This is a genomic window from Novosphingobium sp. EMRT-2 (genome assembly GCF_005145025.1).
Taxonomy (GTDB): Bacteria; Pseudomonadota; Alphaproteobacteria; order Sphingomonadales; family Sphingomonadaceae; genus Novosphingobium.
This window is the reverse complement of record NZ_CP039695.1, coordinates 531,076-545,637: the sequence shown is the minus strand read 5'-3', so window position 1 is coordinate 545,637 and position 14,562 is coordinate 531,076. Positions and strand designations below refer to the sequence as shown.

Genomic DNA, 14,562 nt, shown 5'->3' with positions numbered 1-14,562 from the left:
CGTGTCTTAATTATCGGCGTTCATTACAAATCATTGGCCAAATCGGCTTTACCAACTTCAATAGCGATTGCCTTTGCTTGTGCTGGATCGGTCTTTGCGAGCATCATCCATTCGCCTACTCGGGAATTGAAATTGTCCTTGGTGTATCCATGAGCGACCGATGATGCGGGATTGACATTGGTCACCATTCCGCCTGAATTGGCTGGCGCGCTGACAAAGTGCTTGCCGTCATCGCTGGTGACAAACTGGCTGATATAATCGGTGAGCGCCATTCCGCCCGCCATTGCTTCGCCATTATCGAGCTTGGCTTCTGCCTTGATCATGGCCGTGACGGCCTTCTTAAATTGCGGAAGGACATTATGAGCATCCATCGCCGCTGATATTGAATTGTCGATCAGCAGCGTATTAAGCTGGCTTCGATAGCCTTCATTTTCCTTGGCGATTTTCGCCATTTCTTTAGCGTGCTTGGCGGTAAGTTTTTCTTCCAACGCTTTGAGATCGTTGGATGTGCGGGCCTTTTCTTCTTCGGCAGCATCACGCTCGGATTCAGCAGCGTCCGCCGCATCCTTGGCTTTCTGCTTTTCTGAAATGAGTTCGGAGTTTTTGGCCTCAAGTTTGGAAATAGATTCAAGGGCCTTGGCAAGCTTGGCTTCAAGCTCTTTTGTTTTGTTTTCGTCTTCCATTATAATAACCTCTCTATTCGCGGAATTGCGAGGGGAAGCCGCTGGCTTCAAGGTTATTTATTCAGAATGATTATAGTCCGAGCTTTGCGCGCAATTCGTCCAGAGAACGATATGAGCCGTCCTGTCTGTAGAGGTCTTTGAAATCCAATTTGCCCGAACGGAATAGATCGGCGCGCGCCTTGCCGAGAATATCGTCCTGCCTCTCGTTGGATTGTTTAAGGAGCCAATCGGGATAGGTCGTTTTGGCTGGCACTTGGCCATCCATGCTGGCGCGCGTGGTCTTCGGTATCTCTTTGCGAGGTATGCCGAGTTGATCGAAACGCTTGGTCACGGGGATCAGGATCGATCGGCAGCGAATGTGAGCGGGCGTCGTCGGGTGTGGCTCGTTCAAATCCCACGTGTGGCCGTCACGGCTCTGGCAAATCGGGCTGGTGCGGCTGTCTAGCGTCGCCAACCACATGACCTGAGCGATGATGTCGGAATTGGCCTTATGGGTCTCTTCGCGGGCCTTGGCGGCAACCGTGGCATTGGCCGTGATCGCCAACGATTTCGCTGATCGGCGCGAAATATCTAGGATGCCGTCCCTGTAGCCGTTCGCCTTGGTGCCTTTGATGCGGCGAACTATCTGGTCGATTGTCTCCCCTTGCGTGATGCCGAGCCTTATGGCCTTTTCGACGCGGCCAAGGCGGTTCGCGTCCATCTGATCGGTCCAGCTTTTCAGCAGATAGCCATCGATGGGGCTGGTGGTAGCTAAGGTCGCGAGCTTGGCAGGTTGGGGCAGGGTGGCGCGCAAGGCGGGTATGCCGATGGCATCGTCCAGCGACTTGGCCTCATATTGCGCCGAAAGGCTAGCCTGATCGGTTAGCTCATTGTTGATTAAATCATAGGTCTTGCCGTAAATTTCGGAATTGAGAACCGAAATTTCTTCGAGCAATTGGCGGATACGCTTTTCGCCAAGGTCGGTTGCCAATCCAGCGGCCAATTTAGCAACAAGGTCGTCATCAACCTCATTGAGTAGTTCCACAACTTTTTCGGCCAGACCTTCGCCATATTTTGCGAGATAAGCCGCATGGCGAATGGCGGAATCACGTAATTGCTCGTTCGTTGACATCCATTATTTAGAACGATGACGGTTTGTCTTTGCTCAATTGCTCGCTTGAAACACGCTCAATTTCGCCTTCAATATCGAAGCTGTCAGGCAATATCTCGCCATCGATGAGCATCCCCAAGGCCGTCTCATGCGTGTAGAGGCCAGCCAGCCATTCAGAGACGATCTGGGCACGCTCTTGGGCCGTGAGCGCCTGCGGATTGAAATCGGTGTTAAGCTCAAACTCGACTGGCTCAGCGCTTCCAAGCCAGTCTGCCACGATCTGCAAAGCCTCTCGGATGGCTCGGGAGATCGTCTTGGCATGGCTGGCGAGGACGCTGTTCTCGCTATCTCGCTGCAAATTGAGTGCTTCGGCGCTTTCCACGCCAGTTTTCCCGTCTGGCGAAATGATCCGCCCGCCAACTGCCTTCAATTCGTCCTTGAGCGTCGCAACGGCATCATCAAGCGCGCTTTGAGCGGTGCCCTTATATTCCACATATTCGACATCCACGGGAGTTTCGCTGGTGTGGCCTTCAAAGAATAGAATGGTGCCCGCCGACATCTTGATATCGGTCTGCGCAACGCCTTTGAAAACAAGAATAGGGTTGGCGCAATAATAGAGCGAATTTCCCGCGTTGGCTTGTGCTTGGAATAGCTGCTTGTTCAATAGGCAAATATCATCCATCACGGCTTTTGATGGTTTCGTGGATCGTGCTTTTGTCGATACAAGCACAAATGGAATGCGATTGATCGGCTTATTATTTTTTGCGGGTATGATCGGTTCGCGTGGTAGCCACTGGCCATTTACGTGGTCATGGATCACGATCATATAGACACCATCGTTCAGCACGAGTTCTCTGATCGTTTCGGCGTTGTCCATCAGCCGAACGCGCGTGATTGTCTGCACATTGGCAATAACCGATGTGGTTACCTCCAGAATGCTTTCGGCAGGGTATAGAGTGATAAAGGGACGATGGTTGAGCCGTTCCATTTCCGCTTGGCTGGTGCCCGCTGGAATAGAAGGATAATCGACGTATAGGCCCGTGAAATTGGTTGCCATCACTTCGCCAACGACATTTTCAGCGAGATCGAAGACGTTGCAGCCATCAGCCGTGATCGTGTTGAATAGCGATTGCAGCGATGTTGCACATTTGAAGTGCGGCAACTTCCTGAAAATCATCCCTTTTATGCCGTCCAGAATTCTGGCGCTGGCGGGAAAGAAATTGGTTCGATTTAAATAGCTGCAATATGCCTCATTGGCGTTCGGGAACGCGCAAGGATCATGGACAGGAAGGCGAGGGAGATAGCCAGCGGTGATCGATTTGACCGCATATTCTCCCGCGATAAAGTCCCGATTTAATTTCCAACGAGAATGGTGACAGGCAATTGAAGTTGTTGGCGTTGCGATGTTTTGCATCTGATATTTATCAGAAGCCAGCTATCGCACCGACTTTCAGAGTGTTTGGCTTTCGCTCTTTGACGGCCAACGCCCATATTGCCCAAACCAATGCGTCTAGCCTGTCGGGCGAGCCTTGCTTGGTGCGATTGTAGTCAGCCGAAAAACTTTCAAGCTGTTCCTCAAGGCGCTGGAAATGGCCAACATGGCTAACCCGATTGGTTTCATATGCTTGGCTGACAGGTTCGGCTCTGATGACCTTGCCACGGCTTGCATGGACCAACCGCACTGGAAGAAAGGAATTGGCCTGTCTCAAGGTCGTTTTGACCATATCGCCGCCCTGATTGGATTCCGCGATCACCTCATCAGCGCCGTAATCCTCATAGGCTTGAGCCACGGCTCTGGCCCACTGGTCTGGCGTGCCCTTCAAGGACCGATCAGCCAGAACGTAAATGTGATCGTTCTCATCGATCCCCGCGACCACAACGCCCGTTTCGTCTGATGCAGCGCCAGAGGTGACAGCAGGATCAACCGCCACCACGATCTTTCGCAAACTGGCGAGATCGACGGTGTGAACGCGATTTTTGGCTATCCATTCGGGCTTAAAGAGGGCATTCTCCACTTCGGTTGAAAACTGGCCGTCAATCATTCTGGAGCGGGTTTTTGCGTCCAGCGATTTGTTCAGATTGTCGATATAATCGGCGGGCAGATTTTGCGCATTATCCAGCGGATTCATCAGGATTGCGGCCCATTCGTCGGGCTTATCCCACGGTGTCCGATCAGTCGGATTCACCAGTTCGATAAATGCTTTGTATGACCAATGCGATTTGCTTGGCGGATTCATGTCAAACAACATCCGCATTGGTGCGGTCTGTTTCTCTTTTTTCAGTCGCTTTCCGTTGGTCACCTTCTGCGAAAGGCGCGTCATCAATTGCGCAACGATATTGTAGCTATGTATCTGGCTACATTCGTTGATGTAGATGGTGCAGAATTCTTGGCCTAGAATGTTCTCCAGTCGGTTTTCATCCACGCCGACAAAAAGAATTACCGAACCATTCGGGAACGTTGCGGTAAGATCGGTCTTGTTGAATTCGATCTTTTTGTGCAGTTCGGGATCAAGGAGCCGCAACGCTTCTGGAAACGATAGGTCAAAGATCGTTTCTCGACATGTCTTGAGCGTAGATCGAACAACCACTTGCCGAGCGCCAGCAAATGTGAGCGCCCGCATGGTCATCCAGACGAGAGTATTGATCGTCTTGCCCGAGCGTCCGCCACCATAGGCCATGACGTATCGGTGATTGGATATTAAATTGAAGTGTTCTTTTTGTTTTTGTGTTTGCTTGAAATCCATCAAGCATATTTATTTTGGGGTGTCGAAGCGCTGGATTATGTGCGTTGCAGCCATGCCCTTGATTTGGCATATAGTCGCAGGCAAGGTCTTGGATGGGCAGGGGAAATCCGAGTGATCAAACGAAATCCGATAACGACGATCTTATTTGTCGTGGCAATCATTGCCGCGTTCGATGTTGCTTTGATGGCTTCAGGGCGTCGTCTGTTGATCGGGGAGGAATACATTCCCGAGACTGAGGGTTTCGGATATATTCCGCCATCGGAAGCCAAGTTTGAATGCACCTATTTCACTGGCAGGCGGAAGGTGCATAAGAGCCTGTCGGCCAATCAATACGATGAATGCCCTTTAATCTGGTCTGAAAACTGATCATTCGGGCACAAAAAAGGGCGGGAGAACCGCCCTTTATTTTTGAATGATGGTTGGGAGTTTAGGCCGCTTTTGCGGCCTTTCGCTTGGCCCACGCTTCTTTCATCTTGGCCGAACGAGCGGCCTTGGCCTCTTCGGTCAAGACAGGCTTCTTGCGCATCGGCTTGCCAGTGGCGATGGCCACCAGAGCGTCAGAGCCTTCGCCAAAATTGTGATCGAACGTGCTGGCTTCGGTTGCCTTGATCAGCAGCGCGAAAAAGTCAGCGAGCTTGGCGACGGGAACAACGCTGCGGTCATTGCCTTCGACTTGAATGATGCGGCGGCCAGCCTTCAAGGTCACCTGCGCGAGATCGCCTTTGATCTTGTAGAGGCCGCGCTTCGGAGCCGTTTCGCCTGCCTTGAATTGCTTTGCGGCTTCCTGAATGTTCGCGATCAGCTTCTTGCGACCTTCAGCCACAAGGTCAACCTTCGGCTTGCCCGCCTTTTTCCAAGCATCTTCGGGATTCTTGATGAGAAATTCTGAAAACAGGCTCATGAGATATTCTCCATTCCGCTAATCATTGAATGGAGGTCTGATATTAAAATTTCATTATGTCAATCGTCATCATCAACGCTAATCTCATTATCACCAATTTTCGCCTGAATTTTGGACACAGGCCCCGCCAGCAATAGCCCGATCATGGTCCCGCCGATCATGATCAAGCAGCCTGTTGAGATCGTCCCGAGGACGTTAAGGTGTGCGGCTTCAACCGCTGGTGACCAACCGCCGAGCCATACGATGTATATGAGGGTTGCGAGGATGGCTGTTGAGACCATCCCCGCGCCAGTGATCAGGATCAGGGGCAGAAGGTTCTTCATCAGCTTGGAAGTCGGCGGATGATCGGCCTACCCCATCGAATTGTTGCTGATGGGCTATATGTCCCCGTCACGCTCTTCAAAAATGCGGTGAGGTTCACTTGCATTACGTCGGCGGGAGAGGATGTGAATGTGTGCGGTGGTGTTCGGAGAACCGCGCGGATAGGCTCATTCGCAGGCAAATCGCCTTGGGATGTCGCGGCATGGCGCATATCGCTGCACTGATTGGTGTTGCCGTCCCAACGCCATTCAAGCTGCGGACATTGAATGATGTTGTTGCCAGTATCAATCTCAAGCGCGCAAAGACAATCTAACGTTTCACCCGCTTGGATATTGACCAATTTTGCGTCGCCCGCGCTGATGTTGTATTGGTAACGAGCATAAACTGATGTGTTCGGAACAGATATGCCGCTGGTCGTATACGATCCTCCAAGCACCATTTGCGTCATCGGCATGTTGTCGTAGGCGGATGTTACGAGCGACGATGCAACCGTAAGGCCCGAGGATGGAGCTTGCGAGGCTGGCCAAGAAACTGGCCGCGTGCCCGTCACGGGGGCCGTTGCAGCCTGCCCGCTGGTCATCATACTCGTTGAGATCAAATTGGCGTAGGGGCTGTTCGTCGCATCGTAGCTGATCGAGGTGAGCGGCAGCAAATCAACTGGCGGATACCATTGATTCAAAATCACGGCGATGGCCTTGCCGATATAGTATGCGCCCAAGGTGTTCGGATGGGTTAGCGGGCTGTCCCACATAATTGCGGGGCTGGATATCGGTTCGTAGAGCGTCGAAGAGGTGAGGGCGAGCGGGCGCAAACAGTCGGCTACTGCGACCTTGCCGCCGTATTTTCTCGATATCTCCCACAACCATTGGTTGCAGCGAATGGCTATGTCCGCCTTGGTCTGCGGAAAATCAGTGGCGTTGCGTGGCAGGATCGGCACGAAAATTACGCGGATGTCGCGGGCCACGAGATATTGAATCATCTGGAGCCATTTTGCGGTTATCTGGGAATATGTTGCACCCGTGGTGACCGAGTTTGTGCCGCATTCGATCACCACAAAGCCCGGAATTTTGGGTAAGCCAGAAATAAAGGTGTCTAGATAGCTGTAGATGTAATCTGCGGTTTTGCCCGGAAATGACCACACATTGGTGTTGGCTGGAACTTCAACCCGTTGGCCCGAAAGCGCGAGCGCCCAAGCCATGAAACCGTTGCTCGATTTGTTCCAGCTTGTCGCAGTGGTTGGCGTTACCTGATCGCTATTCGTGTAGTCTGGCTTGGTGATGCTGTCCCCGATCACGGCCCCCACGGGCATGGACGAGAACATTTGCGAATAGTCGATTGTCGGCTGCGGTCCAGTCGGTCCAGTGGCTCCCGTATCGCCTTTGGGGCCAGTCGCTCCAGTCGGTCCCTGCGCTCCAGTGTCGCCTTTGGGACCAGTTGGTCCAGTTGCTCCCGCGTCGCCCTTCGGCCCTTGCGGTCCAGCAGCGCCTTGCGGTCCCTGCGGTCCTTGAGGGCCAGCGGGGCCTTGAGGCCCTTGAGGGCCAGTCGGACCAGTCGGTAATAATCGTCTTGATGTATATCTCATCCAATATTTATTTGGATTTCAATATTCTCACCAATTCTAACAACTGATCGTTTTGATTATCGAGCTTGGCTTCCATCTTGTTCAAGCTATTCGTGATTTGTTCCTGAATAATCTCGATTCTGATGATCCGCTTCACGGTATCATCAAGGCTGTCACGATGGCTTTCATGCGTGGTGTTCAATCTGGTTATTGCGTTCTCTGAATCTCGCACGCGATCATCTAGCGCCTGAAATCTGGCCTGATTATCCGCATCCTGCTTTGCCTTCGCTACGTCGGCATTCCGCGTGTGGGAATTGAACATCAGCCTGAAAACGGCAAATGAAATTGTGGCGATAGCTGTAATGGCCGCTGCGAATGATCCTAAAGCGATGATGTCGAAATTCATGCTCATATTTACATAGAATCGCGTAAATATGGGTATGCTCAAGCACATTGATGAAAATGGTGAAGCAAAGCCAATTGATGAAATCTCTTATTGTCTGATCCTTGATCCTGAAATGCTCGATTTCAGAATGTTCGAGATCATGTTTATCGACAATTTCAAAGGGCCATCGGTGATTGTGAAGGTTGATGGCCAGAGCGTTCGTCTGCCCGCCGATTATCGGATCATTCTCTATGACGCTGATGTGGCCAAGTTAGATAGCGTTAGGCTCGGAGAATGGCGGGATTGCTTTGGCGCATTCTCGTTCAACGCTCTTGCTGATCGGATGTGTGAAAGCGTCGGAATAGAGGTTGTGGTTGATGATGTGCGGAATTTCGCCCATCCCCGTTGCGCTGGATATGTGGCAATGAGGATGGGTGAAAAGACTTTGTATGTCGGGCGAGGGGAGATGAGCGAGATTGATCTAACCGATTTGTTGTGATCCGCTAGAGCCTTGGCCTTGTTCGTCCTTGCGTAGTATATGAAGCATATCGATATCGAAATTTTCGACGTATAGTGTTTCGCCACCGACTAAATGAATGACGGTTCCTTTATTCTTGGGTCTTGCATATATAACTTGCGATAAGCTCACATATACTAAATCGCCACTCGCCCCGAGATTGCATTCCATCAATGTAATCATAGTCATTTCCTTTCGCCTTGGTGTTGTGCCGAGCGGGATAATGAGCGCCAGATGTCGATATGCAAGCGGTTGACTCGAATGTTCCTTGTGGAAATTATAATATCTAAACAAATCAATGCACTAATCATCGACTGTGATTGAAATTCCACTTGAAAATTTCATCAGTCAGGATCATCAATAGTGATCTTGGATGTCGATATGGAGGACACTATGCCGAAAAATTGGGTAAAGCTGATCAAAAAAACTGGCGGCGGCATAATCCATGTGAATATGGATCAAGTCAGTTCGATGGAATTAAGTAAAAATGGCGGAACCATCATATGGTTCGAGCCGTCTCATGAGAATGGAAGGGTTGTCGTGGATGAGGCTCCAGAAGCCATTTTCGCGATGATTGAGGGCAAATAGCTGGTCAATCAGCGATCTTTCACGTTCTTGACGATCCAGCCTAGCAAAGCGGGATTGTCGCGGAAAACTGTGGTTAGCGCCGTTCCGAGCGAGGCCACAGTTTCCTCTTTGTGGTCCTCATCGGGAAGGTTGAACGCGAAGAAACAAGCGTGAATGAGTTCATGGATGACCGTATCAACGGCATCATGCCGCTCGGGCTGATCGGCCCTGATCGTGATCGTTCGCTTGTCTGGCCATGTGCGGCCTAATTGCTCAAGATCGTCGGTGACGATGAGCCGATAATTCTGTAAGCCAACTCGGACAGAGTTAGGCAATCCCGATACGCGGTGGTTCATGAAGATATTTAGTGGGCGCGCATGGGGATGATGCCCGACTATCCGTTGAATGGAGCTTTGGCCAGTTGATCAGCCGCATTCTTGGCCTCAGGGATTTGGCGGGAAAGTAAGTGAGCCGATACCCTTTTTAGGTAGGGTTTGAGGCTATCTCCCGAATTGAATCCGCGATCCATCGTAGGGAAGTCGAGTCCGAGTTTATTGGCTTCTGCTTTGATAACCTCAATTTCAGCATTCAAATTGTGCTTGTCTTGGTAATAGTGCATTTCCTCAGCCAATGATTTCATTCTATATCCTAGATTGGTATAGCGCTTTATATCAATTTCTTCTCCATCAGCGGATTTCCATTTCCATCCGACATAGCTTCCAGCGACAAAAAAGAACACGGCAATCGTGATCGAATTGGAAAGGATGGCTACGATTGGTCGGAAAATCATGCTGAGAACGGGGACAGAGACGGCAAGCCAGTCACTCAAGCGCTGGGAAACATCCTTTGGGCTGTTACTGACAATGACGCCCAAAATGCCCGATGTCACGGTGATCACGAAGGTAGCTTTTCCCTTGATGCCATGCTTGGGTTGCGGTTCGGCCATCTGCGCTCATACCCTCTGAAATGCCGCGCAAAGCTAATTCCGCCGCGATCCATTTTCCATGGTGCCTGTAGCTTGGCAGGCGGGTTATGCACAACTTGGGGTTCATTTGGCTGGATGCGCGGTAAGACGCTGGTTGATGTGCCGCCAGCGGCCTAATAGTTTGAAATGATAGGCATCAGCCTTGGGGTGACAGCGAGGGAATATGGACACGCGATACCTGTTCATCGATGGCGGTTGCTTGCGAGCTACCCTCAAGAACATTTCCGAGAGATACTTCGGCGGCAATCCGATCAAAATTGACTATGACAGGCTTCGTATGGGTCATGCGAAAGCATTCTATTATGATGCCATTCCCGCTATAAAATTTGGCGAGAGTGACGAAGACTATCTAGCTCGCACGAAAGAGCGTCGTGACCTCCATAATCACATCGCCTCCCTCGATGCCTATCATGTTTATGAAGGTGATAGTCGAGTTAGGCGCAAGCAGGTTCAACAAAAAGAAGTAGATGTAATGATTGCGGTTGATATGCTTACTCATACATTCCGCAGAAATATGCAGAGAGCGACATTTATCGCCAGCGATCTCGATTTCAAACCTCTCCTTGACGCGCTGGTGCGCGAGGGAATGTTCACTCATTTGATGTATCCACCAGAGGATACAAACTCAAATCTCGTAAATGCCGCAGATTCACGGACGCCCTTGCATATAGCGGAGATTATTCAATATTTGGTGGAAGATAATGTTTATTTCAACGATATCCCTCGCGCTACCCTAGCTAACAAATTAAATTTTTCGATAGACAATATGCTGGTTATGGACAGAAATTCAACAGTTGGTGCGGTATTTTACTACAAAAACTCTAACGAACATTGCTTGGTGTTCCAAGATATTAGGAATATAAATTTGTATGTTCAAATAAGTGGCGCAAACATAAACTGTATGGCAAATTATTGTGCCGATGTTTATGGCTTCAATTTGCCAGATAGTTACAAGGATATCATGGTTTAGGGCTTTGATGACCGTGCCGCTGAAAGCCATTTTGCTTCAGCTTCGGGGAGATTATCGAAGTTCCACGTTTCAGGTGAGTGTCGAGTTGCAACGTGATATGCCACATCCGCGATGCCGCCTTGGCCGCGCATTGTGACTTCTGTCAGGGTAACGCCGTTCTGTGTCCGCAGAGTCCTCTTTTCTCTAGGCATGGCCGTATCCTCGCTGTTGAGGGTGTCGAGATGGTGGCGAGGAAGGGCGTTGGCAAGGTTGCCAGTTCGCTTGAGATCGGCCAAAATCGACGCATGAGCGAGAACGGTAGCGACGCACATTACGCCCTTGCGATCACCACGGCCCTTGAGGCCATCAAATCGCTGTTGCTGGTGAACGGTGGCGCTGCCACGGCTCTGATTGCCATCATGACCAAGGGCCAGACCGACTTTGCCAGAGCCATTGTGCTGTTCGGTGTCGCGGCCCTGTTGAACGCTGCCACCTTCATCATCGGCTATTTCTCACAATTGAACTATGCCAACGCCCGAGCGGCTGTTGAAGATGGGCTTTCACCGAGCCATGCGATGAAGCTTCATGGTCGCTTTCAGACCATAGCCATCATCGTTGTGGTCGCCAGCTTGGCTTTCAGCGTGGCAGGAATGGTAACGGCCTATCGTGCAATATGAATAATATTGGCGTGGTAATATTATACAAAAATAATGCGGATGATGTGCGACTCATATTACAAGTGAGTCATGAAGTATGATAATCATTGTGTATATTGTGGAACGCATATCGATCTGGAAAGAGATCATGTAATACCTAATAGCTATTTGAGATTGCATAGGTCGTACGATGGAGATTGGTTGGTATCTGCATGTGCAACTTGCAATAGATTGGCTGGCGCAAGTTTAGTCTTTAGCGTTCCCGAGAAAGCTGAACTTTTGATTGGCAGATATCGTAGGAAATACCGAAGGCAGTTGAAAACTTGCGTCACCGAAAAAGATATTGAAGATACTCATGGTCATTTTAAAAACTATCTAATTTCTCAACGAAATCTGCATATCGATTTGATGCAGAGGCTCCATTTCTTGGAGAAAGTATCTCAAGCACCATTGTGGTGGAAAGGAGTGAAATGGTTCAAAGAGGCCACAAACGATAATCCAAATTCGCATCAGGACTGGAAAATTACTGTTCGCAAAACAATAAAGCGTGGATATATTGATAAATCATATCCGCTCAGTGAGGGCAACGATAACTGATTGAACATTCATTTCAGATAACGTTCTATATTGAGTTTCTATGCAGCAGTTGACATAAATTGCGCTAAATTATGCACATCCCATTTTGAAAACGATAAATGATGTGGCCACATCGCTAAATTCATCATTTTAGGGCTATTTCAGCGAACCTTGGCCTTCAGGGTGTCCAAAGCGGCCCGAGCCTCTACCCCAAGGGCGGCAAGCAAACGATGTGCCTCCAGAATGGCCGCAGACAGGCGTTGAGCCTCTTTCAACACATCGTCGGCATCCATGGCCAGCTTATCGTATGCAGCCTGATCCAGACCAGCATTCGGGCACAACGGCACCAGACCGTTGATATCGGAAAATCCGCAGCGATGATCCCCGAACGATGCCCTAACCGTGACCAGAGCCTCAACGGCTTCATCAACCAGATGAGTGAGATCGTGCCGCGCCATCATCCCCCCCAAAATCCGCACTTACGATTTGTAATCTTGGGAATCACGTTGATTTCAAACAGAATATGCATGGTTGGACACATGATTTGGGCACAATCTTGTCAAAATTGCACGTCTTTCCAATCGTCGGGCAGGTTGATGACCACTTGCTGCGCTTCGATGGTGGGACGGTTGGCTAGACGCTTGTTGAGACGTTCGGCTACCCATTGGCGAGTTGAGATCATGAGCTTGTCGCGGTGATAGTCGCCAGACGATAGCTCGCCGCCGTCCGCGATATCGATGGTCTCCAGCGCCACACCTAACATCCCGTGATTCAAAGCGTTGTAGAACCGTTCAGTGAATTCGGGATCAGCGTAGATTTTGGACCATATCGCGCCATGGCTCAGGCCCATTTCATCGGTGATCGTCTTGGGAGTCTGGCCAGCGGCGGCACGGGACAATATCTCATCCCAAACTTCTGGCGGATGGACGGTCTCAAACTGGCCCAAAGCGTTCTTGGTTTGAAGGCGCTTGCCCACATCGGCAGCGAGATTGGCATTTCGCTTTGCCAACGTGGATTTCATTATTTCGCTATGCTTTTTTCTGTCGGCCTCATCCATAAGAATATTTAGCAATGATACACTATATCATTGACGCAAACAATCTTCACCATCATCAAAAAAGAATATTGCACGCCATTCCACCCATCATGTATAAATAGAATTGAGAAACCAATGGGTGCTCTTTATGGTTTCTCACTCTCCTTATATCGATACCTTGGGGCGGATGATCTGATGATTGTCCGCCCTGATTATGTTTGGGGATGGTTTAGTGTGATTGTTTCTAAATAGAATTACATAAGAAAATGACCATCTAAATCGGAAAAGCGGTGACTTCGGTTGCCGCTTTTTCTGTTTTTGGAGATATTTTGACCAATGATCTTTTGTGGATCATGCATGAGATATCGAGTGGAGCCAGCTTGCAGATTTCGCTTCGCAAAATCTTCGCGCTGATCCAGCGCATTTCGATTTCCACGCGAATGGGATTCGCTCGAAATCTCATTTGCATTATTGAAAAATGGAATGGGGAAGGCCCAACCTTCATCACGAATGAGGGATATGGATGTGTTCGGAGACACATCAATTTCCCCCCGATAAGTTACACTATATAAGTATATATGATGAAGCTTATCGAGGGGAAAAATTCCCCTCTATTTAATGAAATCAATGACTTATTTCTATAAATCACGAAATATTGGCTATTCAGCAGGTTGGGCCTATTTCGTTTTTCAATAAAACGAATGAGATTTTGAGTGGCCTGCCCGCTCAAAATCGAAATGAGTAGGACCAGCGCAACGAGCGGTAGCGAGTTGGGTTGGCTCCTGTCAATATCTCATTCAATATCTCAATCAGCACCTTTGGCCAAAACGATCATGCATGAGATATCGAGTGGAGCCAGCTTGCAGATTTCGCTTCGCAAAATCTTCGCGCTGATCCAGCGCATTTCGATTTCCACGCGAATGGGATTCGCTCGAAATCTCATTTGCATTATTGAAAAATGGAATGGGGAAGGCCCAACCTTCATCACGAATGAGGGATATGGATGTGTTCGGAGACACATCAATTTCCCCCCTGTAGGCTTCACTATATAAGTATATATGATGAGTTCTACAGAGGGGAAATTTTCCCCTCTATTTAATGAAATCAATGACTTATTTCTATAAATCACGAAATATTGGCTATTCAGCAGGTTGGGCCTATTTCGTTTTTCAATAAAACGAATGAGATTTTGAGTGGCCTGCCCGCTCAAAATCGAAATGAGTAGGACCAGCGCAACGAGCGGTAGCGAGTTGGGTTGGCTCCTGTCAATATCTCATTCAATATCTCAATCAGCACCTTTGGCCAAAACGATCATGCATGAGATATCGAGTGGAGCCAGCTTGCAGATTTCGCTTCGCAAAATCTTCGCGCTGATCCAGCGCATTTCGATTTCCACGCGAATGGGATTCGCTCGAAATCTCATTTGCATTATTGAAAAATGGAATGGGGAAGGCCCAACCTTCATCACGAATGAGGGGGATGGATGTGTTCTGGATACACATCAATTTCCCCCCTGTAGGCTTCACTATATAAGTATATATGATGAGTTCTACAGAGGGGAAATTTTCCCCTCTATCCAATAAATTCAATC

19 protein-coding genes are annotated in these 14,562 nt (G+C 49.3%); 6 read left to right on the top strand and 13 right to left on the bottom strand.

The window, feature by feature from the left end:
- Nucleotides 1-23: 23 nt before the first annotated feature.
- From FA702_RS02840 to FA702_RS02825, 4 genes are all read right to left on the bottom strand, one after another.
- The gene (locus FA702_RS02840; protein ID WP_136954936.1) at nt 24-683 is read right to left on the bottom strand and encodes a hypothetical protein; all 660 of its coding nucleotides are present in this window, start codon (nt 681-683) and stop codon (nt 24-26) included.
- A 70-nt stretch (nt 684-753) separates the two neighbouring features.
- Nucleotides 754-1,794, bottom strand: coding sequence for a minor capsid protein (locus FA702_RS02835; protein WP_136954935.1), 1,041 nt, complete (start codon nt 1,792-1,794; stop codon nt 754-756).
- Nucleotides 1,795-1,801: 7 nt separating this feature from the next.
- On the bottom strand, nt 1,802-3,187 hold the full coding sequence (locus tag FA702_RS02830) for a DUF4055 domain-containing protein (RefSeq protein ID WP_136954934.1): 1,386 nt from the start codon (nt 3,185-3,187) through the stop codon (nt 1,802-1,804).
- Between the two features lie 10 nt (nt 3,188-3,197).
- Complete coding sequence (locus tag FA702_RS02825) at nt 3,198-4,517, bottom strand: phage terminase large subunit (RefSeq protein ID WP_255504785.1); 1,320 nt, start codon at nt 4,515-4,517, stop codon at nt 3,198-3,200.
- A gap of 111 nt (nt 4,518-4,628) precedes the next feature.
- On the opposite strand from FA702_RS02825, the gene FA702_RS02820 reads away from it, so the two are divergent.
- Entirely contained in the window at nt 4,629-4,883 is a 255-nt protein-coding gene (locus FA702_RS02820; protein ID WP_136954932.1) for a hypothetical protein, read from the top strand.
- A gap of 61 nt (nt 4,884-4,944) precedes the next feature.
- Here FA702_RS02820 and FA702_RS02815 read toward each other — a convergent pair whose 3' ends face one another.
- From FA702_RS02815 to FA702_RS02800, 4 genes are all read right to left on the bottom strand, one after another.
- On the bottom strand, nt 4,945-5,418 hold the full coding sequence (locus tag FA702_RS02815) for a hypothetical protein (RefSeq protein ID WP_136954931.1): 474 nt from the start codon (nt 5,416-5,418) through the stop codon (nt 4,945-4,947).
- Nucleotides 5,419-5,477: 59 nt separating this feature from the next.
- Complete coding sequence (locus FA702_RS02810; protein ID WP_136954930.1) at nt 5,478-5,741, bottom strand: hypothetical protein; 264 nt, start codon at nt 5,739-5,741, stop codon at nt 5,478-5,480.
- On the bottom strand, nt 5,741-7,033 hold the full coding sequence (locus FA702_RS22685; protein WP_168195953.1) for an SGNH/GDSL hydrolase family protein: 1,293 nt from the start codon (nt 7,031-7,033) through the stop codon (nt 5,741-5,743). Before FA702_RS22685 ends, FA702_RS02810 begins: the two co-directional genes overlap by 1 nt.
- A 295-nt stretch (nt 7,034-7,328) precedes the next feature.
- Nucleotides 7,329-7,706, bottom strand: coding sequence for a hypothetical protein (locus tag FA702_RS02800; RefSeq protein WP_136954929.1), 378 nt, complete (start codon nt 7,704-7,706; stop codon nt 7,329-7,331).
- A gap of 28 nt (nt 7,707-7,734) precedes the next feature.
- Between FA702_RS02800 and FA702_RS02795 the strand changes: the two genes are divergently transcribed.
- Together FA702_RS02795 and FA702_RS02790 are read left to right on the top strand one after the other, a co-directional pair.
- Nucleotides 7,735-8,184: a hypothetical protein gene (locus FA702_RS02795; RefSeq protein WP_136954928.1), complete on the top strand. Its 450-nt coding sequence runs from the start codon at nt 7,735-7,737 to the stop codon at nt 8,182-8,184.
- 381 nt (nt 8,185-8,565) lie between these two features.
- Complete coding sequence (locus FA702_RS02790; protein ID WP_136954927.1) at nt 8,566-8,790, top strand: hypothetical protein; 225 nt, start codon at nt 8,566-8,568, stop codon at nt 8,788-8,790.
- A gap of 8 nt (nt 8,791-8,798) precedes the next feature.
- On the opposite strand, the gene FA702_RS02785 is transcribed toward FA702_RS02790, so the two are convergent.
- Nucleotides 8,799-9,125 carry a SprT family zinc-dependent metalloprotease gene (locus FA702_RS02785; RefSeq protein ID WP_136954926.1) on the bottom strand — a complete coding sequence of 109 codons (327 nt, stop codon included), beginning with the start codon at nt 9,123-9,125 and terminating at the stop codon, nt 8,799-8,801.
- A 38-nt stretch (nt 9,126-9,163) separates the two neighbouring features.
- On the bottom strand, nt 9,164-9,715 hold the full coding sequence (locus FA702_RS02780) for a hypothetical protein (RefSeq protein ID WP_136954925.1): 552 nt from the start codon (nt 9,713-9,715) through the stop codon (nt 9,164-9,166).
- A 202-nt stretch (nt 9,716-9,917) separates the two neighbouring features.
- Between FA702_RS02780 and FA702_RS02775 the strand changes: the two genes are divergently transcribed.
- From FA702_RS02775 to FA702_RS02765, 3 genes are all read left to right on the top strand, one after another.
- A complete protein-coding gene (locus FA702_RS02775; protein WP_136954924.1) occupies nt 9,918-10,724 on the top strand; it encodes an NYN domain-containing protein in 807 nt (268 codons plus the stop codon).
- 221 nt (nt 10,725-10,945) lie between these two features.
- The gene (locus tag FA702_RS02770) at nt 10,946-11,380 is read left to right on the top strand and encodes a hypothetical protein (protein ID WP_136954923.1); all 435 of its coding nucleotides are present in this window, start codon (nt 10,946-10,948) and stop codon (nt 11,378-11,380) included.
- Between the two features lie 69 nt (nt 11,381-11,449).
- A complete protein-coding gene (locus tag FA702_RS02765; protein WP_136954922.1) occupies nt 11,450-11,956 on the top strand; it encodes an HNH endonuclease in 507 nt (168 codons plus the stop codon).
- A gap of 140 nt (nt 11,957-12,096) precedes the next feature.
- Here FA702_RS02765 and FA702_RS02760 read toward each other — a convergent pair whose 3' ends face one another.
- The 3 genes from FA702_RS02760 to FA702_RS02750 form a co-directional block, all read right to left on the bottom strand.
- Nucleotides 12,097-12,396, bottom strand: coding sequence for a hypothetical protein (locus FA702_RS02760; RefSeq protein ID WP_136954921.1), 300 nt, complete (start codon nt 12,394-12,396; stop codon nt 12,097-12,099).
- Nucleotides 12,397-12,494: 98 nt separating this feature from the next.
- Nucleotides 12,495-12,992 (bottom strand): hypothetical protein, encoded by a 498-nt coding sequence (locus FA702_RS02755; RefSeq protein WP_136954920.1) that lies wholly within the window; start codon nt 12,990-12,992, stop codon nt 12,495-12,497.
- A 233-nt stretch (nt 12,993-13,225) separates the two neighbouring features.
- Nucleotides 13,226-13,510 carry a hypothetical protein gene (locus tag FA702_RS02750; protein ID WP_136954919.1) on the bottom strand — a complete coding sequence of 95 codons (285 nt, stop codon included), beginning with the start codon at nt 13,508-13,510 and terminating at the stop codon, nt 13,226-13,228.
- Between the last annotated feature and the right edge of the window lie 1,052 nt (nt 13,511-14,562).